This is a genomic window from Kitasatospora sp. NEAU-CNBT7, assembly GCF_057220535.1.
The window spans coordinates 262756-286563 of sequence record NZ_JBXQQB010000004.1; the positions used below are offsets into that span (position 1 = coordinate 262756).

A 23808-nucleotide genomic window follows, 5' to 3' on the forward strand; every position below is an offset into this window, starting at 1 on the left:
CTGGGCGTTCGCGAGCGTCGGGACCGGTGCGGGCCGGCCGGCGGCCACGGTGACCGTAACCGGGCCGGGCGGACCGTACGGTGTCGCCGCCGCCGGACCGTACGGTGATCCACCGATGCCCGCCGGCCCGTCCGCCTGTTTGGCTGCGGAGGACGAGTGCGGCACCCCTGGCCGGCCGAGACCCGGACCGTGGGCCGGGGCGCCGCCGGACCAAGGCCCGGCCGCCCGGACGGCCCTGACACGGATGGTGGCGATGACCGAGCAGACAACTGCGTCCCCGCGGGAGGCCGGCCCGGCCGGCCGGCGGGAGCCCGCCGTCGCCGAGCCCGCCTTCCGGCCGCTGACGGCCGCCCAGCGGTACTGGTGGTGGCTGGACCGGAACCATCCGGAACTGCCGATCCACACCAGTCCGGTGTTCCTGCGGCTGCGCGGCGCTCCGGAGCTCCCCGTACTGCGCTCGGCGCTCGCCGCGCTGTTCGCCGAACACCCTTCGCTGGGCGCGGTGTTCACCACCCGCGAAGGGGTGGCCGGCCAGGCGCCCGGGCCGGGCTGGTCGCCGCCGCTGTCACTGGTCGACGCGGCCGGCGAACCCGCGGTGGTACTGGCCGAACTCGCCGCCCGGGAGCGGCGGCGGCGCTTCGACCCGGCCGCGGCGCCGGCCGCGCGGGCGGTGCTGGTGCGGTTCGCCCCGGACCACCACGTGCTGATGATCAGCACCCACCGGCTGCGCAGCGACGACCGCTCGCGCGCCGCCCTGCACGCCTCGCTGGTGCGGCACTACGCCGCCGGCGCCGGCTCCGCCGCGCCCTCCGCCCCCGCACCGCACCTCGCCGCACCGCCGGTCACCGCACCGCCGGTCACCGCACAGCCCGTCACCACGCAGCCGTCCCGGGGCCGGCTCGACGAGGACTACTGGCACGGGCTGCTGGCCGGCGCCCCGGCCCTGCTGGACCTGCCGGTCGACCGCCCGCAGCGCGACAACCACGACTTCCGCGGCGAACGCGAGACGGTGGAGCTCACCGCCGACCTGAGCGCCGCCCTGCGGACGCTGGCGGCGGACGCCGGCTGCACCCCGTTCGACGTCGTCCTGGCCGCCCTGCAGGTGGTCCTCGCCCGCCACACCCGCCAGCAGGCGTTCCTGGTCGGCACGGTCCACAGCCCGGCCGGCCGCCCGGCGGTCGGCCGGCACGACACCCTGCTGCCGCTGCGGGCCGACCTGCGCGGCCGCCCGACGGTGACCGAACTGCTCGGCCGGGTGAGGGAGTCCCGCGCCGAGGCCGCCGCACACCCCGGCTTCCCGTACGACCGGCTGGCGGACGCCCTGGACTTCGCCCGCAGCCCCGGCCGGATGCCGCTGCTGCAGGTGGTGTGCACACCGCAGCCGGCCGGCCCGCAGCCGGCGGACGCCGCCGGACTGCGGATCGAACTGCTGGACGGCGGCGACGACCTGGCCCCGTTCGAGCTGGCCTGCCAGGTGGCCGAGAGCGCGGCCGGGTTCCGGCTGTCACTGACCTACCAGAGCAAGGTCTTCGACCGGGCCACCGTGGTCCGGCTCGCCGGGCACTGGCTGACCGTCCTGGCCGCGATGGCGGCCGGGCCCGGCACCCCGGTGGACGAACTGCCGCTGCTGGCCGGCGCGGAACGGCAGCAGGCGCTGGCCGGGTTCAACCGCACCCGGGTCGACCTGCCCGACACCGAGGACCTGAGCCGCGCGGTCGCCCGGCACGCCGCCGAGCGGGGCGGGGAACCCGCGGTCGACTGCGCCGGCCGCACCCTGACCTACCGCGAGCTGGACCGCCGGGTGAACGCACTCGCCGGGCAGCTGCTGGCACGCGGCCTGCGGCCGGACACCCGGGTCGGCATCCTGCTGGAGCCGTCACCCGACTTCGTGGTGAGCGTGCTGGCGGTGCTGCGGGCCGGCTGCGCGGCCGTCCCGCTGGACGCCGACAGCCCGGCACAGCGGCTGGCCCTGATGATCGGCGACTCGGCGGCCGCGCTGGTGCTCACCCAGCAGTCGCTGCTCCCCCGGCTGGCCGGCCTCGACTGCGCGGCGCTCCGCCTGGAGGACTGCGGCCTCGACGAGGCCGCCGGGCGCGAGGTGCCGGCCGTCGAGGTCCCGGTGCACCCGGACGGCCTGGCCTACGTCATCTTCACCTCCGGCTCCACCGGCCGCCCGAACGGGGTCGCCGTCAGCCACGGCAGCCTGCGCAACTACCTGGCCTGGGTGCGCGGTGTCCTGATCCCCGACCCGGACCCCGCCACCCCGGTGATCAGCCGGCTGACCTTCGACGGCGCCCTCAAGCAGCTGTTCACCCCGCTGCTCAACGGCCGGACCGCGTGGCTGCTGCCGACCGAGGTGGTCCGCGACCCGGCCGAACTCACCCGGCAGCTGGCCGGCCGCGGCACCGACGTGGTGGTCGGCTGCACCCCGTCGCTGTGCGAGGCGATCCTGGAGTTCGGCGACCCGGCCGCCCACCGGGCGCTGACCGGGCGGCTGAAGCGGTTCCTGCTCGGCGGCGAGCGGGTGGACCGCGAACTGGTCAACCGGATCCGGCGGGTGTTCCCGGACACCGAGGTGTGGAACGTCTACGGCCCCACCGAGACCACCGCCAACGCCTCCACCGCCAGGGTGGACCGCACCACGGGCGCCACCCCGATCGGCGGACCGGTCTGGAACTGCACCTACTACGTGCTCGACGAGCGGATGGAACCGGTCCCGGTCGGGGTGACCGGCGAACTCCACATCGGCGGCACCCCGGTCGCCCGCGGCTACACCGGGCGCGGCGACCTGACGGCGGAGCGCTTCGTCCCCGACCCGTTCGGCGAACGGCCGGGCGGCCGGCTGTACCGCACCGGCGACCTGGTGCGCCGCCTGCCCGGCGGCGCCGTGGAGTTCGTCGGCCGCCGGGACCACCAGGTCAAGATCCGCGGCATGCGGATCGAGCCCGGCGAGGTGGAGGCGGCGCTGCGGGAGCACCCGGGCGTCACCGAGGCGGTGGTGGTGGTCCGCACCGACGGACTCGGCACCCGCCTGGTGGCCTACCTGCGGGCCCGCACCGACGGCCTGTCCGAACGGGCGGTGCGCGGCTACCTGCGCGAGCGGCTGCCCGACTACCTGGTGCCCGCCGCGATCGAGGTCCTGGACTCGCTGCCGCACCTGTCCAACGGCAAGATCGACCGCAAGAGCCTGCCGGCGCCGCGTTCCGCGGTCACCGCCGACCAGCTGCCGCGGACCGCCACCGAGCGCACCCTGGCCTCGGTCTGGGCCGAGGTGCTCGGGATCACCGAGCAGATCGGCGTGCACGCCGACTTCTTCGAGCTGGGCGGCCACTCGCTGCTCGCCGCCCGGGCCGCGGCCCGGCTCACCGCCGTCCTCGGTGTCCGGGTGACCGTCGGCACGCTGTTCGCCGCCCCGACCATCGCCCGGCTCGCCCCCCTGCTGGCCGGCCCCGGGGACGGCCGGACCGCCACCACACCCGTCGACAACTGACAAGGAGCCCCCAGATGAACGACCCCGGCCAGCGCGAGCACCGGCCGACGGCCACCGGCCTGATCGAACCCCGCCGCACCAGCGGCCCGCTGCCGCTGTCGTTCGCGCAGGAGCGCCTGTGGTTCCTGGCCCAGCTGGAGCCCGAGTCCATCGCCTACCACGTGCCGATGGTCTCCGAACTCACCGGCGACCTCGACGTGGCCGCCCTGGAGTGGTCACTGGGCCGGATCGTGCTGCGCCACGAGGCCCTGCGCACGGTCTTCGCGGAGACCCCGGACGGCCCCCGGCAGCTGGTCCGGCCGTGGACCGGCTTCGACCTCCCGGTGGAGGACCTGCGCCACGCCGAGGACCAGGAGCAGGAGCTGGCCCGGGCCCAGGCCGAACACGCCCGGACACCCTTCGACCTGGCCGCCGGACCGCTGCTGCGCGGCCGGCTGCTGCGGCTCGGCGAACGCCGGCACCAGCTGCTGCTGTGCGTGCACCACATCGTCTTCGACGCCTGGTCGCACGGCATCCTCAACCGCGAACTCAGCGCGCTGTACACCGCCCGGGTCCGCGGCACCGAGCCGGACCTGCCCGAACCACCGGTCCAGTACGGCGACTTCGCGCTCTGGCAGGCCGCCGGCCAGCCCGGCGAGGAGACCGCCGCACTGCTGGACTACTGGAAGGTCCAGCTGGCCGGCGTCTCCCCCGTCCTGCAACTGCCCACCGACCGGCCACGCCCGGCACTGCAGAGCTACCACGGCGACCTGTACGAGTTCGACCTCCCGCAGGACCTGGTCGACCGGCTGCGGGCGCTGAGCCGGACCCACCGGGTCACGATGTTCATGACCGTGCTGGCCGCCTTCCAACTGGTGCTCTCCCGGCACACCGGCCGCCGCGACTTCCTGCTGGGCGCCCCCTCGGCCAACCGCGGGCAGCCCGAACTCGACCAGCTGATCGGGTTCTTCGTCAACACCCTGGTCCTGCGGGCCGACCTGCGCGACGACCCGACCTTCACCGAACTGCTGGAACGGGTCAGCGAGACCTGCCTCGGCGCCTTCGAGCACCAGGGCACCCCGTTCGAGCAGCTGGTGGAGGAACTCGCCCCGGCCCGCGACCTCAGCTACAACCCGCTGGTGCAGGTGCTGTTCGCGTTCCAGGGCGACGACGGCGAGCAGCTCTCGCTGCCCGGGGTCGACCTGCGGACGGTCCGGCGCCAGGACGCGTCCGCCAAGTTCGACCTGACCCTCCGGGTCAAGATCGGCAGCGACCGCAGCCGGGCCGCCATCGCCTTCAACGCCGACCTCTTCGACCGCGGCACCATCGCCCGGCTGGCCCACCACCTGCGCACCGCGCTGTCGGCCGCGGCGGCCGCGCCCGACACCAGGATCAGCGAGATCGAGATCCTGGACGAGGACGAGCGGCACCGCACCCTGGTCGAGTGGAACAGCTACGGCGGCGAGCTGGACAGCGCCACCGCCCTGCACCTGCTGGTCGAACAGCAGGTACGGCGCACCCCGGACGCCGTCGCGGTCCAGGACGGACAGCGGGCCCTGACCTACCGGGCCCTCGACGAACGCGCCAACCGGGCCGCCTGGCTGCTGCGCGGGGCCGGGGTGACCACCGGCTCGGTGGTCGGGGTGTGCGCACAGCGCTCGGTCGAGATGATCGTCGCGGTGCTGGGGGTGCTCAAGGCCGGCGCCGCCTACCTCCCGCTCGACCCGGACCACCCCGAGGCGCGGCTGCGCCACCTGCTCACCGACGCCGGGGTACCGGCCGTGCTCGCCCAGGCCCGGTTCGCCGAGCGGCTGGCCGCGGCCGCCGGGGACGGGGTGCCCGTCCTGGCCCTCACCCTGGACGGCGACAGCCCGGCCGAGAAGTCCGCCCGCAGCGACGCCCCGGGCCTGCCGGTGCACCCCGACGGCCTCGCCTACGTGATCTACACCTCCGGTTCCACCGGCCGGCCCAAGGGCGTCGGCGTCGGCCACCACGCGATCGTCAACAACCTGCTGTGGATGCAGCGGGACTGGCCGCTCGGCCCCGAGGACCGGCTGCTGCACAAGACCCAGTTCACCTTCGACGTCTCGGTCAAGGAGCTGTTCTGGCCGCTGCTGGCCGGTGCCAGGCTGGTGATGGCGGACCCCGACGGCCACCGCGACCCGGCGTACCTGCGCGAGCTGATCGTCCGGGAGCAGATCACCGTCACCCACTTCGTGCCCTCGATGCTGCAGGCCTTCCTGGCCGAGCCCGGCGTCGAGGACTGCCGCAGCCTGCGGCTGGTGATGTGCGGGGCCGAGACCCTGACGGTCCGCCAGCGGGACGAGTTCTTCCGGCTGCTGTCCGCCGAACTGCTGCACCTGTACGGGCCGACCGAGGCCGCCATCGCGGTGACCGCGTGGACCTGTGAGCGCGACCCCGGAACCGTCCGGATCCCGCTCGGCCGCCCGATGCCGGGCTGCCGGATCTACGTCCTGGACGAGCGGATGCAGCCGGCCCCGGTCGGCGTACCGGGCGAACTCCACATCGCGGGAACCCCGTTGGCGCTCGGCTACCTCGGCCAGGCCACCCGGACCGCCGAGTCCTTCGTCCCCGACCCGTTCGCCGAGGTCCCGGGCGGCCGGCTCTACCGGACCGGTGACGTGGCCCGCTGGCGCCCGGACGGCCTGCTGGAGTTCATCGGCCGGGCCGACGCCCAGGTCAAGATCCGCGGCCTGCGGATCGAACCCGGCGAGGTGGAGACCGTGCTGCGCGGCGACCCGGCGGTGGAGGAGGCCGTCGTCCTGGTCCGCACCGACGGTCCCGCCGCCGTCGGCCCGCAGCTGGTCGCCTACGTCCGCGGCCGCGAGCCCGGCCGGGTGACCGCCGAGTCGGTCCGGACCTACCTGCGCGACCGGGTGCCCGACTACCTGGTGCCGGCCGCGGTCCTGGTCCTCGCCGACCTGCCCCGGCTGAGCAGCGGCAAGGTGGACCGCAACGCGCTGCCGCAGCCCGACTGGGACCGCAGCGGCCGGGACCGCACCGCACCGCGCACCGCCACCGAACGCGAACTGCTCGCCATCTGGTGCGAGGTGCTGGGGATCACCGAGGCCGGGGTCCACGACAACTTCTTCGACCTCGGCGGCGACTCGCTGCTGAGCATCCAGGTGGTCGCCCGCGCCCGTCGCGCCCAGCTCTCCTTCACGGTCCGGCACATGTTCCGCCACCAGACGGTCGCCGCGCTCGCCGCCACCCTGCAGCCCGACACCCCGGCCACCGGCACCCCGGCCACCGGGCAGCCCGCCGCCGGCAGCGAGGTCCCGCTGACGCCCGGCCAGCACCGGCTGCTCCAGCAGCCGGCGGCCGCCCGGACCGCCCGGGTCCGGGCGCTGGAGCTGGCCGCGGAGGTCTCCGCCGGACAGCTCGCCGAGGCCCTGACCGCCCTGACCGCCCGGCACGACGCGCTGCGGGTGAAGGTGGAACGCTCCGGTACGGCGTGGCGCCAGACCCTGACCGACGGGACGCTGCCGGTACCCCTGCGGGTGGCCGATCCGTCGACGGGCGGAGCCGCCGATCCGGCCGCCTCCGCGGCCGCCCTGCGCGCGGCCGTCGACCCCGCCGCCGGGCAGCCGCTGCACGCGGCGCTGCACCCGCGCGACGGCCGGCCCTCCCTCCTGCTGCTGGCCGCCGACCCGCTCGCGGTCGACGACGCCTCCTGGCCGGTCCTGCTCGCCGACCTGGCCGGGCTGCTCGCCGCGGCCGCCGACGGCCGGCCGGTGCCGCCGCCCGTCGGCGGCCCCTCGTTCGCGGCCGGCGCGCACGCGCTCGCCGACCACGCCCGCTCGCCGCAGGTCCGCGCCGAGGCGCTGCACTGGACGGCCGCGGCGGCCGCTCCGGTGGCGGCACTGCCCCTGGAACCGTCCGGGGACCGGAACGGCCCCCGGGTCGCACAGCACTCCGTCCGGTTGGACCGCGCCGCCACCGCGGCGCTGACCGGCACGGCCGCAACCCCCGGCGCCGACCCGGCCGACCTGCTGCTGACCGCGTTCCTGGACGCCGTCGCCGACTGGACCGGCGCCACCACGCACCGGGTCGACCTGGAGGGCCGGGTCCGCGGGCCGGTCGCCGGGCTGCCGGACCTCGCGCGGACCGTCGGACCGCTCGACGCCACCCACCCGCTCGACCTCGACCTCGGCGCTTCCCCACGGATCGCCGACCGGTTGGCGGAGATCCGGCGGCAGCGGGCGGCGGTGCCCGGGCACGGCCTCGGCCACGGCGTCCTGCGCCACCTGCGCAGCGACACCACCTCCCGCACCCTGCGCGCCGCCCGGTCCGCCCAACTCGCCTTCAGCTGCCCGCCGCTGGACCCGGCGGCCGGCCCGCTGGGGCCGCAGCTGCGGCCGGACCCGGCCGCCGGGACCGATCCGGCGGAGGCGGACACCGGCCGGCCGCTGCGGCTGTCCCTGCGGCTCGCCGGCGGTGAGCTGGTGGCCGACTGGACCTACCGTGCGGACCTGATCCCGGCGGCCACCGTGCACCGGCTGGCGGCCCACTGGCAGGACGCGGTCCACCGCGCCACCGCGGCGGCCGGCGAGGGCGGCGCGGACGGCGGGACCGGCGGAGCCGTCGGCCCCGCGCGGACGGCGGCCGCTGCCGGGCCCGACGAGGACGATCCGCTGCTGGTGCTGGCCGAACCCTCGCCCACCGCGCCCAAGGTGGTCCTGATCCACCCGGTCGCCGGGCACCTGCGCGGATACACCGCCCTGGTGCGGCGGCTCGGCGGCACGGTGTCGCTGTACGGCATGCTGGCCCCCGGGCTGGCCGGCGAGTGCGAGCCGCTGGAGAGCGTCCCGGAGATGGCCGCGCGGTACGTCGCCGCGCTGCACCGCGGCGGCATCACCGGCCCGTACCGGCTGGTCGGCTGGTCCTTCGGCGGCCTGGTGGCCTTCGAGATGGCCTCGCAGCTGACCGCGGCAGGCCACCGGGTCGCACTGACGGCGACCATCGACTCGGCCGCCCCGGCCACCGCGACGATCACCGACGAACGGACGATCGGCCTGCTGTTCGCCGAGGAGGCGGCCCGGGCGGTGCCCGGCGGCGGGGTGCGGCCGGTCTCGGAGCAGGACCTGGACGGCCTGGACGGCGAGGGGATCGCGCTGCTGGTCGCCCGGATGCTGGCGCACTCGCGCGGGGAGCGGGGCGAGGACTGGCTGCCCGAGGTCCGCAGCCTCTACCGGGTCCACCGGGCCAACATGCTGGCCGCGGCGGCCTACCGGCCCGCGGTCTACCCGGGCGACCTGCTGTCGGTGGTGTGCCCGCCGGGCGAGGACGAGCCCGACCGGACGGCCGACTGGCCGCGGTTCGCCGCCGGGACGGTCTCCCGGCTCGAGATCCCCGGCGACCACCACAGCGTCGTCGAGGAGCCGGATGTCGCGCGGCTCGCGGACATCCTTGTGACCCGTATCGGTGAGTGAACGAGAGAACCCGAGGTGAGATAGCAGTGTGGGCCGACAGCAGTGACGAGGACGACCGGCAGTACAAGGTCGTCGTCAACCAGGAGGAGCAGTACTCGATCTGGCCGAGCGGGAAGGACAACGCCCCCGGCTGGCGGGACGCCGGCAAGGACGGCAGCAAGCAGGAGTGCCTCGCGCACATCCAGGCGGTCTGGACCGACCTCCGGCCGGCCGGCCTGCGGCGGCACCTGGACGCCCTCGCGGAGGAGTGATCCCGGGTCAGGCCCGGGTCAGGCTCCGCGGGACCGGACCCGGGCCGGACCGGCCGGGTGCCGTCACCGGCCGGGAGCCCCGTATCGGTTCCCGGACGGGCGCGCGCCGCGGCCGGCGGCCGCCGGCGGCGGGCCGGGCACGGCCCGGCGCCCGGGGCGGACACCGCGCAGGCAGGCGCCACACGCGGACGGCAGCACGGAGGCCGGGTGGTGGGGGCGCCTCCCGGCGGGATCCGGGGGGGCGGGATCGGCGGGACGGGAGGCGGCGGGGCGGGATCGGCGGGACGGGATCGGCGGGACAGCTGCCGCGGTGCGGTGGTCCCCGGCCGGACGGGAGGCGGCGGATCCGGTCCCGGGTGCCCGGTGTGTCCCCTGCCGGGAAGGTCCGCGGTGTGTCCCCTGCCCGGGACAGTCGGCCGAGTGCCGGGCTAGCCGATGCCGGTGCTGCTGGCCCAGGCGGCCACCTCGGCCCGCGAGTGCAGTCCGAGCTTGGTACGGACGTGGTCCACATGGGTGTCGACGGTCCGCGGCGAGATCACGAAGGCGCGGGCGATCTTCACGCTGGTCATCCCCTTGGCCACCATCCGGACCACCTCCAGCTCCCGCGGGCTGAGCACCGCGGCGCCGGGCGCCGGACGCCGGCGGACCTCGTCCGAGGCGACGTCGAGCGCCTCCCGCAGCGGCATGGCCGTCCCGTGCTCCCAGTGCTCGAGGGCCTGGCGCTCGCCGAGCAGCCGCCAGGCGGCGGCCAGTCCCGGGTCCGGCCGCCATCCGGCGGCCCCGGTGTCCGCCCGGCCCGGCGCCCGCGCGGCGGCCTGGGCGCCGGCCAGTTCCAGGGCGCGGGCGTGCCGTCCTTCGGCGGCCCGCAGCCGGGCCCTGGCCCCGATCAGCGCGGCGGCCATCGCGTCGTCGCCGCACCCGGCGACCGACGCGGTGGCCTCGGTGAGCAGTTGACGGCCGGACGGGTCACCGGTGCGTCCCTCGGCGGCCAGTGCCCGCCACGCCAGCGCGAAGGCCGCGCCGGCCTCGTCGCCGGCCGCGCGGTACAGCGCCGAGGCGGCACACAGCTCGGGCTCCGCCGCCTCGTACCCGCCGTCGCCGCCCGCCAGCAGGTGGCTGACCGCCAGCGCGCAGCGGGCGAGCGCCTCCTCGACGGTGCGGGCTGCGGCGGCGAGTTCCGGGACCAGGCGGCCCAGGTCGGCGCGGGCCCGGTCGTGGTCGCCCTCCAGGACGGCGAGGACGGCCGCGGGGAGCGGGCCGGTCCGGGCGTCCGGGTGCTCCAGCCAGTGGCGGGCCGCCCGCAGGTCCGCGGCGTGCCGGTCGGCGGGTGCGGGCGGGCGCGTTCCGAAGGGGCGGGTGGCGGTGTAGCGGGCGGCGCTCTCGTGCCGCAGCCAGTACCGGACCATCACCTCGGCGATCCGGGCGGCCCGGGCCGGGTCGGCGTGGGTCCCGCGGCGCAGGGCGGCGGTGAGGTTCTCGCTCTCCTGGCCGAGCAGGGCGAGCGCGGCGAGGTCGTCGCCGCCGTCGAACGCGGCGGCGATCCGCTCCGCGAGCCAGCCGCACCATTCGGTGTGGGTGGCGGCGGCCTCCTCGTGGCGGCCGGTGCGGTGCAGGTTCTCGACCGCGAGGTGGCGTACCGGCGTGGGCAGCCGGAACCAGTCCTGGGTGCGCGTGACCAGGTGCTTGTCGACCAGTTCGGTCAGCAGGTCGACCGGGGAGCGGGTGGTGCCGGGGCGCCGGGCGCACACCACCTCGACCGCCGCCAGGGTGAAGTCACCTGCGAACACCCCCAGTTGGTCGAGGAGTTCGCGGGCGGGTCCGGACAGCAGCGCGAGGCTGTGGTCGAGGCTGGCGCGCAGGCTGTGCTGGTGCGGGCGGGCGGTGCGGTAGCCGCGGGTGAGCAGGTCCAGGCACTGGTCGAGCCGGTCGGCGATGTCCGCGACCGGGAGCACGGCGGTGAGCGAGGCGGCCAGTTCGATGGCGAGCGGGTTGCCGTCCAGGCCGCGGCAGATCCGTACCAGGGCGGCGGCGTTGGCGGCGGTCAGCGGCACGCTCCGGCCCGCGCTGCGGGCGCGGTCCAGGAACAGCCGGACGGCGTCCGAGGCGCGCAGCACCTCGAGGTCGGGCAGCCCTTCGGGGACGGGTGGCAGCGGCAGTCCGGCCACCGGGTGGACCAGTTCCCCGCCGGTGCGCAGGGCTTCGCGGCCGGTGGTCAGCAGGTGCAGGCCGGGGTGTTCGGCGAGCAGGGCGGCCGCCAGCCGGGCGCAGGACTGCACGGCGTGCTCGCAGCCGTCGACCACCAGCAGGACCGGCCCGCCCGCGGCGCTGCGGGCACCGGCGATCCGGCGGGCGACCTCCTCGGTGTCCGCCAGTTCCTCGGGGGTGAGCAGGCCGGCGAAGGTGAAGCGGCCCTCGGCGAGGCGCCGGGCCACCCGCAGGGCGATCCGGGACTTCCCGGTGCCGCCGTCGCCGACGATGGTCACCAGGGAGCGTGCGGTCACCGCCTGGCAGATCCGCTCGACGTCCTCGTGGCGGCCGAAGAACTCGTCGAGTTCGCCGGCCGTCCCGGCGGGCGGGCTGGGTGCTGTGGGCATCGTCGGCCTCATCTCTTGCTTGCCGTCTCTTGCTTGCCGCCCGTACGGAGCGCGGCGGCCCGACCGGTTCGGGTGCGGGGTGTGCGGTGGGCGGGGGATCCGGTGCGCCGCGGCGGACGGCCCCGGGCAGGGCGCGGACCGGCCGGTCGACGGCGGTCGACCGGCCGGTGGTGGGGGCGCGGGCACCGGTGGACGGGCGCCCGGCGGGGGGTCAGGCGGTGGCCACCTTCTGCTGGGCCGCCTCGACGTGCGGGAGTTCGGCGTGCCGCAGGGCGGGCATCCGCCAGGCGATCAGCAGGGCGCCGACGATGCACAGCAGGCCGCCGGAGACGATCGAGACCGCCTCGCCCGCGGCGGCGGCGACCGCTCCGGCCTCCGCGTTGCCGAGGGCGGGGGCGCCGTTGGTCTGGGCCAGCCACAGTCCGCTGAGCCGGCCCCGCATGCCGTCCGGGGTGAGCAGTTGGAGCAGCGTGCCGCGGAGGATCTCCGACACCACGTCGGCGATCCCGGCCACCACCAGCAGGGCGAGGGCCAGCGGCAGCGACCGCGCCAGGCCGAACAGGGCGATGGCCGCCCCCCAGACGCAGACCGCCCACAGCACGATCGGTCCGGGCCGGCGGACCTTCCCGGTCCAGCCGCTGGCGGCGGCCCCGATCAGGGCGCCGGCGCCGGGGGCCGCGTAGAGCAGGCCGACCGCGACCGAGCCGCCGTGGAACAGTCCGGTGCCGAGCGAGGGGAAGAGCGCCTTGGGCATGCCGAAGACCATCGCGCTCATGTCGATCATGAGCACCGAGCCGACCGCCTTGTTGTCGCGGACGTAGCGCAGGCCCTCGGCGAGCGCCCGCCAGCCGGGCCGGGACGAGCCCTCGCCCGGCCGCTGGGCGGGGAGGGCGAACAGGGTCAGCACGTAGATCCCGAAGGTGGCGGCGTCGATCCAGAACGCCGCGGCGAGGTCGACCTTGGCGATCAGCAGGCCGGCCAGGGCCGGGCCGACCAGGCCGGCGGTGGTGTTCAGGGTGGAGGTGAGGGCCACCGCGGAGGAGTACTGCGCGGGACCCACCAGCTCCGGGATCATCGCGGTCCGGGCCGGTGCGCCGAGGCCGGTGAGGCCGCCCTGCACCATGGTGAGCAGGTAGATCAGCCACAGCTGGGGGTGGGCGGCGCCGGCGTTCAGGGCCAGTCCGACCGAGAACAGCGCCAGCGGCACCTGGGTCCACAGCAGGACCTTCCGGCGGTCGGCGCCGTCGGCCAGGGTGCCGCCGTACAGCATGCCGGCGACCATCGGGAAGCCGCCGGCGATGCTGATCAGGCCGACCGCGAGGGCCGAGCCGGTGATCGCGTAGACCTGGACCGCGGTGCCGACGGTGGTGATGCTGCTGCCCACCACCGACACCAGGCGGCCGACGAACAGATGGCGGAAGCCCTTGTTCCGCCGCAGCGGCGAGCTGTCCAGGACCAACGATCCAAGCTTCATGCGTACTCCCGACCCGACGGTCTCTCAGTGGTGGCTGCGGCTCAGCTGAACTGCCGGAACATCGCGTCCGGGATGATCGGCTGGTGGTAGGTGCACTCCCCCGACAGGACGGTCGAGCCGTGCAGCCGGGAGAGCGGGATGAGCAGCTTGTCGCCGGCGTTCAGCTCTATCTTGTGGGTGACGTTGTTCCAGAAGTGCATCTGGCCGGACTCGATGACCACCAGCCGGTGCTCGTCGTGCACGTGGGTGGTCGAGGTGACCTCCCAGGACTCCACGAAGGTGTCCAGGTCGATCTCCAGGCCCCGGTCGTCGATGTGCTGCTGGATCCGCTCGGCGGTGCGCTGGTGCTGCTCGATGCTGTCGGCCCAGGTCAGCTGTGCGGCGAGGTCCTCGTCCCACTGCGCGGCGAGCCGGGCGGCGTCGGCGAGACCGGTCTCGGCCTGCTCGACCACGGTGGGCCCGTAGCGCGCGCAGAGCGGCGCGAGCAGGGTGTCCACCAGCTCGCCGAGCTCCTGGCGGGAGACCGTGCGCAGTTCCTCGAAGTACCCGGGGCGGGTGCCGAGGGTGTCCTGGAGGGTCTGCGCGTACTGCTCGCGGGTGGCCGCGGTGTCGAGCAGGTGGAACAGCAGCGCGCCGAGGAAGGCGGCCGGCCGGCGCCGGTCGAGCGCCAGGTGGTGCAGGTGGTTCCCGCGGGCGAACGAGGAGTTGAGGGACAGCTGCCAGTACGCGGCCGGGGCCGGCCGGAGCTCGGCGGCGGCCAGCAGCGCGGTGTACCGGTCGGCGTCCTGGACCCATCGCCGGTGGTGGGAGAGCAGGGCCGTCCGCAGTCCGGGGTGGGCGAGCGGGAACTCGCCGAGGGCGGCGGTGGCCAGCGCGGCGTGGGCGGCCGGTTCGAAGGCGCCGTACTGCAGCAGCAGGAAGGTGCCGGCCTCCCGCCGTCCCCGGGCGGCGCGGGCCGCGGCGAAGGCCGCACCCGGCTCGGCCGAGCGGCGGTCGTGGTGCTCCAGGACGCGGGCGCGCAGGGCGTCCAGGGTGGGGCGGCCCGGCTCCGGGCGCTGCTCTGCCAGGTGGGTGAACAGGTGGCGCTCGAGGACCGGCCGCGCCAGCTGGGCCAGCACCCGGCTGCGGGTGGAGTAGTACGCGTCCCGGTCGCGGGCGACCGCGGGGTCCTCCTGCGGGGGCAGCAGCAACTGGTCGAGGTCGTAGACGTTGCGCAGCATGCGGTGGCCGAGCAGCCCGCTGAGCTTGAGGGCGTTCTCGGCCCGCATCGGCACGCCGTAGTCGAGCCAGCCCAGGTCGTCCGGGCGGACCGGGCGGCGGAAGGGGTTGTCCTCGCAGGTCAGCTCGCTCCACTCGGCGGCCCGGAAGGCCGGATTGGCGGCGAAGGCCTTGACGACCGCGTTGGGGTCGTTCGGGTCCGGAAGTTCGACGAGGTCGTGCCAGGAGTCGTTCATGCCGAATCTCTTCACTTTCTCGGTAAATGGCCGCCGAATGGCGCCCCGGTGGCGGAACGTCAGTGCTGGAACGGGCAGGTCTCGAAGGCCTCGCCGTCGTCCTCGGCGATGAAGTACTGCCGCCATTCGAAGTTCGAGGGATCGCCGTAGTCGCCCATTGCCGGGTGCGGCGCCGCGGTGTCCCATTTCCGGAGCCGGTCGCGGATCCGGCGGCGGGCGACGATTCCGCTGGGGGTGCCGCCCTCGATTCCGTGGAAGACGTTCCGCGGCTGGAACAGCAGGACCAGGTTCGCGCCGAGGCTGCGCGACTGGCGGAGTTCGTGGGTCGGCGCCGCGGCGAAGACGAACATCGGGGTGCCGTGGAAGCTGAACTCCCACGCCGGGTCGTCGGTCTTCTCCGGGAGGTCGGCCGGCCAGGGCTCGGTGTCGGCGTCGTGCAACTGCTGCAGCACCGACCAGAACAGCTCGCCGTAGCCCTGGTGGTCGAGCGGGGTGTCCCCGGCGGCGACGAACGCGGCCAGCACCTTGCGGCGCTGGGGGGTGGGCGCGACGTGGTCGAGGAACGCGGCCAGCGGCGCGGCGAGGTCCTTCGGCCGGGCGGGGTCCACCCGGGTGACGAACAGTTCGCGCTGTTCCAGGGCGCGGCGCCCGAAATGGCACGGGTACTCCCGGGACCCGACATTCTCCTTGAATACGGCGAGCGCCTTCGTGAACCACTCGGGTTCATCGGGGAAACCGTCGTCGGAGATCGGGTCGAGTATCCGGACGCCCATTTCCGCGAGGGTGGCAAGCTCATCGGTGCGGGCAGTAGCGGTGGTCGAATTCATCACGCCCCCAGAGTCTCTACGTGACACCGCGAAACGCACGGAACGGTGCGTTGCAGGCGGTCGGGAAGAGCAATCGCTCTCCGCACGGATTTCGAACGATACTGCAGGCCCGGTCCGGTGAGAAGCAATCACCATTCGGTCCCGGGCCGGCGGGCGGCCATTGTCCCGCCGGCGGGACGGAAAGGCGGTACGCATCGTTCCGGAAAGGTCAGCGGGCGGCCTTGATCCGGTCCGAGGCGCGTTTGTTGTACGCCATCAGCACGGTCACCACGGCGACCAGGGCGATGTCGATGAGGGCCGCGGACTGCATCGCGCGGGCGTAGCTCGAACCGGAGGTCCCGCCGGTCATCACGGCCGGTCCCGCGATGGCGTAGAAGACCGCCCCCACGATCGAGACACCTGCCGAACTGCCGAACTGCTGGGCGGTGTTGAGCACGCCCGCCCCCACCCCGGCCTGCTGCGGCTTGACCGCGACGAGCGAGGCGCCGATCAACTGCGGCAGCACGGCGCCGTTGCCCGCGCCGGCCAGCATCAGGGCGATGACGATGCCGGCGACCGGCAGGTCCGCGCCGGAGACGGCGAGTTGGACCACCAGGGCGAGCAGGCCGAGCGCCGTGAGCAGGCCGCCGGCGACCACCACCTTCAGGCCGTAGCGCGGCACGATCCGGAACGACACCAGCGCGCTGGCGGAGAACATCACGGCGCTGGAGGTGACCACCAGGCCGGCGTGCAGCGGCGAGTAGCCGCGGCCGACCTGGAGGAACTGGGACAGCGCGAACATGAAGCTGGCGAAGTACGCGAGGAAGGCCGCGCCGGCCACCACGCCGGAGGTGTACGAGCGCACCCGCAGCAGCGACAGGTCCAGCACCGGGCTGCCGCCGCGCTCGCGCAGCACCCACTGCCAGCGCAGGGTCAGCGCGCCGACCGGCAGCGAGAGCACCATGCAGATCCAGGTCCAGGCCGGCCAGCCGGAGTTGCCGCCCATGGACAGCGGCACCAGCAGCAGGGCGAGGGCGGCGGCGACGCCGAGGGCGCCGAGCGGGTCGAGCCGCTGGCGGCGCGGCGGGGTCACCACCGGCAGGTGGCGCAGTGCGAGCGGCACGGTGACGGCCGCGACCAGGACGTTGACCAGGAAGATCACCCGCCAGCCGAGCCCCCACAGGTCGGCGTCGAGCATCAGCGCGCCCAGGATGTTGGCGGACAGCGAGCCGAGGCCGCCGGCCACGCCGAACCAGGCCAGCGCCTTCGGGCGGCGCTCGGGCGGGAAGGTGGCGGTGATGGTGGCGAGCACCTGCGGGACCATCAGCGCGGCGGTGAAGCCCTGCAGCAGGCGGGCGGCGACCAGCTGCCAGGGCTCCTGGGCGATCCCGCACAGCAGCGAGGCGGCGGCGAAGGCCACCATGCCCGCCAGGTAGAGCCGCCGGTAGCCGTAGAGGTCACCGAGCCGGCCGCCGGTGATCAGGCCGCTCGCGTAGGCGAAGGCGTAACCGCCGACGATCAGTTCCAGCATGACGGGCCCGGCGTGCAGGTCCCGGGAGACGGCCGGCGCCGCCACGTTCACCACGAAGAAGTCGAACTGGGCCATGAACAGGGCCACCAGTAAGACGGCCAGCATCGGCCCCGAGCCGGCCACCGCGGCCGGCGCCCGGTCCCCTGCGGCCGGCGCCGCGGCCGGACGGGCCGCGTTCGTGCTGCTCATCAGTCACACCCTCTGTTCCTAATCGTGGACACGAGATGTATTGAATATATTGCGGACACTAGTCATCCACAACAGGGCTGTCTAGACTCGGCCCCGTGAAGATGTCGCAAGGAGTCGAGTGGGGCCTGCACTGCGCCACACTGCTGGCCCAGGTCCCGGACGGCGCACTGGTGCGGCGGGAGAAGCTCGCCCAGCACTACGGACTGCCCGAGCCGTACCTCGCCAAGCACCTGCAGGCCCTGGTCCGCGCCGACGTGCTGCGCGCGGTGTCCGGCCCGCGCGGCGGCTACGGACTGGCCCGCGCCCCCGAGCTGATCAACGCACTCGACGTGGTCGAGGCCATCGAGGGCTCGGCACCCGCGTTCACCTGCAAGGAGATCCGGCAGGCCGGGACCGGCGCGCTCAGCCCCGAGCAGTGCCTGCGGCCCTGCGTGATCAACTCGGTGATGACCCAGGCCGACAACGCCTGGCGCTCCTCCCTGCGCTCCGTCACCATCGCCGACCTCACCCACCGGCTGCCGAAGTGGGTCAGGAAGCACAACGTCGACGTGCTGACCGAGGGCGCGTAGCCGGGGACCCGGCCCACCTGCCGCGTCGGACGCCGCCCGGACACCGTCCGCCGCCGACGCGCGCCCCACCCATGCCCGAAAGGACCCCCGACGACCATGCCGATCCCCCCGTGCTAGCCCGCCGCGGCCACGCCGTCGTCATCGGCGCCGGCCCCGCCGGGCTGCTCGCGGCCGGGGTGCTGGCCGACTCCTTCGGCTGGGTCACCGTGCTGGAACAGGACCGCGTGCCGGCCGGCCCGACCGGTGTCCGCACCCTGCCCGGACCACCGCACACCCTGGACCCCGGCTGCCGGGAAGCCCTCGACCACCTCCTGCCCGGCCTCGTCGAGACCCTGCAGCAGGGCGGCGCCCCGGTCGGCGACATCCTCGGGAACTGCCGCTGGTACCTCGGCGGACGGCAACTGGAGCCGCGACCGGGCGGACGGCTCGCCCTGACGGTCGGCCCGCAGGCCCTCGACCGCGCGCTGCGCCGCCGGCTGCGCGACCTGCCCGGCGTGGGCATCGTCGACAGCTCCACCGTCACCGGCCTGCTCACCACCGCCGACCGCCGGCAGGTCACCGGGGTCCGGGTGCTCCCCCACGAGGAACGCGAACAGACCGTGGAGGCCGACCTCGTGGTCGACGCCTCCGGCACCGCCGCCCGCAGCCCCGCCTGGCTGTCCGGCCTCGGACTGCCGCCGCCCCGGCCCGTCCGCCCGCCGTGGGGCATCAGCTCGGTGAGCCGGCGCTACGGCCTGGCGGCCGCTCCGCCCGGCGCGGAACTCGCCCTGGTGGTCGCACCGACCGGACAGGTCCCCCGCACCGGCGCCCTGGCCCGCGAGGAGAACGGCCGCTGGACCCTCACGCTCGGCAGCCTGGCCGGGGACCTGCCGCACGGCCCCGACCACGACGCGCTGCTGCGCTTCGCCCGCACCCTCGCCGCCCCCGACATCTACGAGGCGCTGCGCGGCGCCCGGCCGCTCGCGGACGCCGCGCCGGTCGCCGTCGCGGCGGGCCTGCGCTGGCACCACCGCGGCCTGCACCGCCTCCCGCCGGGACTGCTGGTCCTGCCCCGGGCCGCCGCCCCGCACGGTCCCGGGTACGACCCGGTCAACTCCCGGACGGTGGGCCAGGCCGTCCTGACCGCCCTGGCGCTGCGCCGCTGCCTGGCGGAGCAGGGCAGCACCCGCGCCCTGGCGCAGCGGTTCCGGCGCGAGCTCCGCCGGGCCCCCGGTGGCGCACCGGGCGGACCGGCCGGCTACCTCCCGCAGGTCAGCGCGGCGCTGCGGCAGCTGTCGCCGGCCACCCGCCTGCGCCACCGCGCGTTGGACCTGGCCCAGCCCGCGGCCGGCTCGGGCACCGAGGCGGCGCTGCGGTTCCTGTCCCGGTCGGGGCTGTTCGACCCGGGCGCGGCACCCGCCGCCCCCGCCCCCGGGGAACGCCGAAGGACCGGGCCCCGCGACGCATCGGGTGCGGTCGCGGGGCCCGGTCCCGGGCGGTCGGGTCGGGTCAGGACGCCAGCGGGGCGGGGATCCTCCCGGCGGCCGGCACCGGCTCCTCGGTGACCCGGCCCGCCAGCCGCGACCAGTCCCGGGCCGCCGCGCCGAGCAGGCCCAGTTCCGCGTGGCCGAGCGCCTGGGCCGCGTCGCAGCGCGCCGACTCCGGCGAGGAGTGCACGTCCACGATCACCCCGTCGGCACCGACCGCGGCCGCGGCCCGCACCAGCGGCACCACCAGCTCCCGGCGGCCGCCGGCGTGCGACGGGTCGACGATCACCGGCAGGTGCGAGCGCTGCTGGGCGACCACCACGGCCGAGATGTCCAGGGTGTTGCGGGTGGAGTTCTCGAAGGTGCGGATGCCGCGCTCGCACAGCACCACCGAGAGGTTGCCGCGGTGGGCGATGTACTCGGCGGCGAGCAGCCACTCCTCCACCGTCGCCCCCATCCCCCGCTTGAGCAGGATCGGCCGGCCCGTCTCGGCCGCGGCCTCCAGCAGCGCGAAGTTCTGCATGTTCCGGGTGCCGATCTGCAGCATGTCCGCGTACGAGGCGACCAGTTCGACGTCGCGCTGGTCCAGCAGTTCGGTGACCACCGGCAGCCCGGTCTCGGCCCGGACGTCGGCGAGGATCCGCAGCCCCTCCTCCCCCAGGCCCCGGAAGTCGTACGGTGAGCTGCGCGGCTTGAAGGCGCCGCCGCGCAGCAGCACCGCGCCGGCCGACCGGGCCATCAGGGCCGACTTGAGCGTCTGGTCGTGGGTCTCGACCGCGCACGGGCCGCCGATCAGGGTGAAGGTCCGCGGGCCGATCGTGACCGGTCCGACCTTCACGTGCGAACGCTCGGCGTAACTGGGGCGGGCCACCAGCGGGTACGGCGCCTGGACGTCGGCGACGTCCTGCACGCCGGGCAGCCCCGACAGGTCCGGCAGCGCGCCGCCGAACAGGGCGATCAGGGTCCGGTCGTCCCCCCGGCTGACGATGGTGCCGGCGCCGGTGCGCGCTGCCGCGACGACGGCCTGGTCGGTGTCCGCGGCCGAAGCGCCCGCGGCCATCGTGATGACGAACATGTGGGTGTCCCCTCTGAGGTGTCAGCGATCGATCAGGACCGGCCCGCCGCCGCCGTGGCGGACGGGCACGAGCAGCCGGTGCACGGCGTCGCCCAGGATCCGTACGCCGTCGCGGGTGAGCACCGATTCGGCGTGGAACTGCAGTGACTGGAAGCCCGGCCCGCGCAGCGCGTACACCTCGCCGGTGCGGGGGTCGCGGGCGGCCTCGACCTCGCCCGGCCGGTACGGGCACGGCAGCCGGTCGGCGTCGCTGAGCGCGACGAAGGTGTTGTAGAAGCCGACCCGTTCGGGCCGGCCGAACAGGTCGATCCGTCGGCGCATGCCCTGGCTGGGCCGGTCGCGGCGGACCACCCGCAGCCCGAGCAGGCCGCTCAGCAGCTGGTGGCTGAGGCAGACCGCGAGCAGCGGGGTGCCGTCCGCGAGCAGCCTCGCGAGGGCGGCGCGCACGGTGGCGACCTTGGGGTCCGCCAGGTCGCGCGGGTCGCCCGGTCCGGGGCCGGAGACCACCAGGTCGAAGCCGTCGGCGGCGAGGTCGCCGGTGTACGGGCGGACGGTGACGGCCAGTCCGAGCGAGGCCAGCTGGTGGCGCAGCATCGCGGTGAAGGTGTCGTCCGCGTCGACCACCAGCACCCGGCGGCCCGCCAGTTCCGGTGCGGCGGGCGGCGGGCGGTGGTCGTGGAACCAGAACCGCGCCAGGTCGGCGTTGCGGCTCGCCAGCGCGGCCGCCACCTCGGGGTGGTCGGCGGCGGAGGGGACGCCGGAGCTGCCCGCCGGTCCGGGCGCGGCGGGGCGGCGGTCGGCGGCGGATCCGGGGTCCGCGGCGGATCCGCCGAAGGCGGCGAGCAGTCCGGCGGCCTTGGCCCTGGTCTCGGCGGCCTCGGCGGCCGGGTCGGAGTCCCGGACCAAGGTGGCGCCCACATCGATGCGCAGGCTTCCGGCCGGGCCGAGTTCGGCGGTCCGGATCATGATCGCCGAGTCCAGCAGGTGCCGGCCCCGCGGGTCGCGGCCGATCAGCGCCGCGACGCCCGCGTAGTGGCCGCGGCCGGTGGGCTCGTACCGGCGGATCACCCGGAAGGCGTTGGCCAGCGGGCTGCCCACCACCGTGGGCGCGAAGAGGGTCCGGCGCAGGATCTCCACCGGGTCCAACGAGCTGCGGCCGCTGATGAAGTACTCGGTGTGTGCGAGCCGGGACATCTGGCGCAGCGCCGGCCCGTGCACCCGGCCGCCGTCCTCGCAGACCTGCGCCATCATCTTGAGTTCCTCGTCGAGCACCATGTAGAGCTCCTCGGTCTCCTTGGTGTCGGCGAGGAAGCCGACCAGACCGGGGATCTCCAGCCCGGACGGCGGGTACCGGTAGGTGCCGCTGATCGGGTTCATGGTGGCGACGCCGTCGGCGAGGGTGACGTGCCGCTCGGGGGTGGCACCGACGAAGGTGCGGGTGCCGGTGTGCACCAGGAAGGTCCAGTACGCGCCCTGTTCCCTCGCCAGCAGGTGGCGGAAGGCACTCAGGGCGGCGGCCGGGGTGCGGTCGGCCAGGGTGCCGGTGACCGAGCGCCGGATGACGAAGTTGCAGCCCTCGCCGGTGCCGATCTCGTCGGTGAGCACCCGGCCGACGATGTCGGCGTACGCCGCGTCGTCCGGTTCGAAGCGCAGCCCGTGCAGGTGCGGCGGCCGCTCGGGCAGCGCGGCGAGCGCCTCGGCGAGCGGGACCGCGCGGCGCCCGTCGACCGCCATCGCCAGCAGCGGCGCGCCGTCGTCGGCGCAGTCGAAACCCTGCTCGGCGGCGGCCCGGAACGGGACCAGCAGCAGCGTCTCGCCGCTCTCCGCGGGCCCGGCCGTGAGCTCGGCCAGCGCCTGCAGTTCGCGCACCGGGCCGGTGAGCAGTTCGACCACGCCCGGCGCGGTCTCGGGCCGGTGCAGCAGCGCGAACGGGGCCCCGGCCGGCCCGTTCAGCACGGAGCGGAGCGCATCGGCCGGGTTCACCGGGCCACCGCCGGGGCGCCGAGGTGCTCCAGCACGCTGCGGGTGGAGACCACCCGGGCGCAGCGTTCGGCCGCGTAGTCCAGGGCCAGCCGGTGGTAGCGGGCGTCGAAGTCGGCGGTCGCGTCCGCGACCAGGAAGGGCTCGATGTCGTGGCCGAACGCGTCGCAGGCGGTCATCAGGCAGCCGACGTGGGCGTAGACACCGCAGATGACCAGCTGGTCGCGGCCGGCCCGCCGCATGTCCGCCAGCAGGGAGGTGCGGTGGAAGGCGCTGTAGCGCCACTTGGTCAGCACCAGGTCCGGCCCGGCCGGTTCGAGCGGGGGCACGATGGCCCGCTGCTCGGGGGTGGCGTCCATCCCGGGGCCCCAGACGTCCTTCAGCAGGCCGCGGTCCCGGTCGCTCATGTCACCGGGCTGCGCGGTGTACGCGACCGGGACGCCCAGGCGCCGGCAGGCGGCGAGCAGGGCGGCGGCGTTGGACACCAGCTCCGCGGCGGGCGAGGCGTCGGCGGTGAACGGCCGCAGGAAGTACTTCTGCATGTCGTGGACCAGGAGCATCGCCCTGGCCGGGTCGGGCTGCCAGCCGGCCGGGCCGGCCGGCAGCTCGTCCTCGCGGGGCATCGGGTAGGGGTCGATGTGGGGAATGCCCATCTGCATCACTTTCCGCTGGGGTCCTGCCCGGGTCACGGGGTCCGTGCTCAGGCGCCGAGGGATGCGCCGCCGTCGACGCAGAGCTCGTGCATGGTGATGTGGCCGGCCCGGTCGGACAGCAGGAAGGCCACCGCCTCGGCCACGTCGGAGGGCTGTGCCAGCTTGCCGAGCGGGATGCCGACCTTGAACCGGTCCGGGTCGCCCGCGACGGTGCTCCGGGCGTCCCCGCCGCCGGACCACATCCCGCGCAGCATCGGCGTGTCGGTGGAGCCGGGGTTGACCACGTTGCAGCGGATCCCGTACGGCGCCAGCTCGACCGCGAGCGACTTGGTGAAGGCGGCCGACGCCGCCTTGGACGCGGCGTAGCCGGTCATCAGGGCGCGCGGCACCCGGGCGGCGTTGGAGGCCACCGTGACGATCGCGCCGCGCCGGCGCGGCACCATCCGGCGGGCCACCGCCCGGCTGCAGTGGAAGACGCCGTCGGAGTTGACGGCGAACATCGCGCGCCAGTCCTCGTCGGTAAGGTCCAGCGCGGGGCCGGTGCGCAGCACCCCGGCGACGTTCACCAGCAGGTCGAGGGGTCCGGCCTCCCGCTCGGCGGCTTCGACGGTCCGCTCGACCTCGGCGGCGTCGGCCACGTCGACGGGCAGGGCCAGGGCGCCCGCCCCGGCCGCGGACAGCTCGTCGGCGAGCCGGTGGACGGCGTCGGCGTCGCGGTCGACGGCGACCACGGTGGCGCCCGCCTCGGCCAGCAGACGGGCGACGGCCCGCCCGATGCCCCGGCCGGCGCCGGTGACCAGCGCGGTCCTGCCGTCGAATTCCTTCTCGTTCACTGGTTCTCCCC

General features: G+C 75.4%; 14 protein-coding genes. 5 read left to right on the forward strand and 9 right to left on the reverse strand.

What is annotated here, in order from left to right; translation table 11 throughout:
- Positions 1-253: 253 nt before the first annotated feature.
- Genes AC2TEW_RS07910 through AC2TEW_RS07920 form a run of 3 tightly spaced genes read left to right on the forward strand, consistent with a single transcriptional unit; the run spans position 254 to position 9173 of the window.
- On the forward strand, positions 254-3490 hold the full coding sequence (locus tag AC2TEW_RS07910; protein WP_484622625.1) for a non-ribosomal peptide synthetase: 3237 nt from the start codon (positions 254-256) through the stop codon (positions 3488-3490).
- Between the two features lie 14 nt (positions 3491-3504).
- A complete protein-coding gene (locus AC2TEW_RS07915; RefSeq protein WP_484622626.1) occupies positions 3505-8922 on the forward strand; it encodes a non-ribosomal peptide synthetase in 5418 nt (1805 codons plus the stop codon).
- A gap of 26 nt (positions 8923-8948) precedes the next feature.
- Positions 8949-9173: an MbtH family protein gene (locus tag AC2TEW_RS07920; RefSeq protein WP_199520312.1), complete on the forward strand. Its 225-nt coding sequence runs from the start codon at positions 8949-8951 to the stop codon at positions 9171-9173.
- Positions 9174-9601: 428 nt separating this feature from the next.
- Here the strand turns inward: AC2TEW_RS07920 and AC2TEW_RS07925 are convergent, their stop codons facing one another.
- The 5 genes from AC2TEW_RS07925 to AC2TEW_RS07945 form a co-directional block, all read right to left on the reverse strand.
- Positions 9602-11767 carry a LuxR C-terminal-related transcriptional regulator gene (locus tag AC2TEW_RS07925; RefSeq protein WP_484622627.1) on the reverse strand — a complete coding sequence of 722 codons (2166 nt, stop codon included), beginning with the start codon at positions 11765-11767 and terminating at the stop codon, positions 9602-9604.
- A gap of 211 nt (positions 11768-11978) precedes the next feature.
- Positions 11979-13241: an MFS transporter gene (locus AC2TEW_RS07930; protein WP_484622628.1), complete on the reverse strand. Its 1263-nt coding sequence runs from the start codon at positions 13239-13241 to the stop codon at positions 11979-11981.
- A gap of 41 nt (positions 13242-13282) precedes the next feature.
- Positions 13283-14695, reverse strand: a complete 1413-nt coding sequence (locus tag AC2TEW_RS07935) for a cupin domain-containing protein (protein WP_484622629.1) — start codon at positions 14693-14695, stop codon at positions 13283-13285.
- A 59-nt stretch (positions 14696-14754) separates the two neighbouring features.
- Positions 14755-15468: a YqcI/YcgG family protein gene (locus AC2TEW_RS07940; protein WP_484622630.1), complete on the reverse strand. Its 714-nt coding sequence runs from the start codon at positions 15466-15468 to the stop codon at positions 14755-14757.
- Between the two features lie 262 nt (positions 15469-15730).
- On the reverse strand, positions 15731-17221 hold the full coding sequence (locus tag AC2TEW_RS07945) for an MFS transporter (RefSeq protein ID WP_484622631.1): 1491 nt from the start codon (positions 17219-17221) through the stop codon (positions 15731-15733).
- Positions 17222-17322: 101 nt separating this feature from the next.
- Between AC2TEW_RS07945 and AC2TEW_RS07950 the strand changes: the two genes are divergently transcribed.
- Positions 17323-17790, forward strand: coding sequence for an RrF2 family transcriptional regulator (locus AC2TEW_RS07950; protein WP_149038093.1), 468 nt, complete (start codon positions 17323-17325; stop codon positions 17788-17790).
- Positions 17791-17900: 110 nt separating this feature from the next.
- On the forward strand, positions 17901-19334 hold the full coding sequence (locus AC2TEW_RS07955; protein WP_484622632.1) for an FAD-dependent monooxygenase: 1434 nt from the start codon (positions 17901-17903) through the stop codon (positions 19332-19334).
- On the opposite strand, the gene aroF is transcribed toward AC2TEW_RS07955, so the two are convergent.
- From aroF to AC2TEW_RS07975, 4 genes are read right to left on the reverse strand one after another with little or no spacing between them, the layout of a single operon-like run.
- Positions 19279-20331: a 3-deoxy-7-phosphoheptulonate synthase gene (gene aroF, locus AC2TEW_RS07960; protein ID WP_484622633.1), complete on the reverse strand. Its 1053-nt coding sequence runs from the start codon at positions 20329-20331 to the stop codon at positions 19279-19281. The genes AC2TEW_RS07955 and aroF overlap by 56 nt on opposite strands.
- 21 nt (positions 20332-20352) lie before the next feature.
- The gene (locus AC2TEW_RS07965) at positions 20353-22314 is read right to left on the reverse strand and encodes an anthranilate synthase family protein (protein WP_484622634.1); all 1962 of its coding nucleotides are present in this window, start codon (positions 22312-22314) and stop codon (positions 20353-20355) included.
- The gene (locus AC2TEW_RS07970) at positions 22311-22964 is read right to left on the reverse strand and encodes an isochorismatase family protein (protein WP_484622635.1); all 654 of its coding nucleotides are present in this window, start codon (positions 22962-22964) and stop codon (positions 22311-22313) included. The genes AC2TEW_RS07965 and AC2TEW_RS07970 overlap by 4 nt, the downstream gene beginning before the upstream one ends.
- 47 nt (positions 22965-23011) lie before the next feature.
- Positions 23012-23797: a 2,3-dihydro-2,3-dihydroxybenzoate dehydrogenase gene (locus AC2TEW_RS07975; protein ID WP_484622636.1), complete on the reverse strand. Its 786-nt coding sequence runs from the start codon at positions 23795-23797 to the stop codon at positions 23012-23014.
- Positions 23798-23808 lie beyond the last annotated feature (11 nt).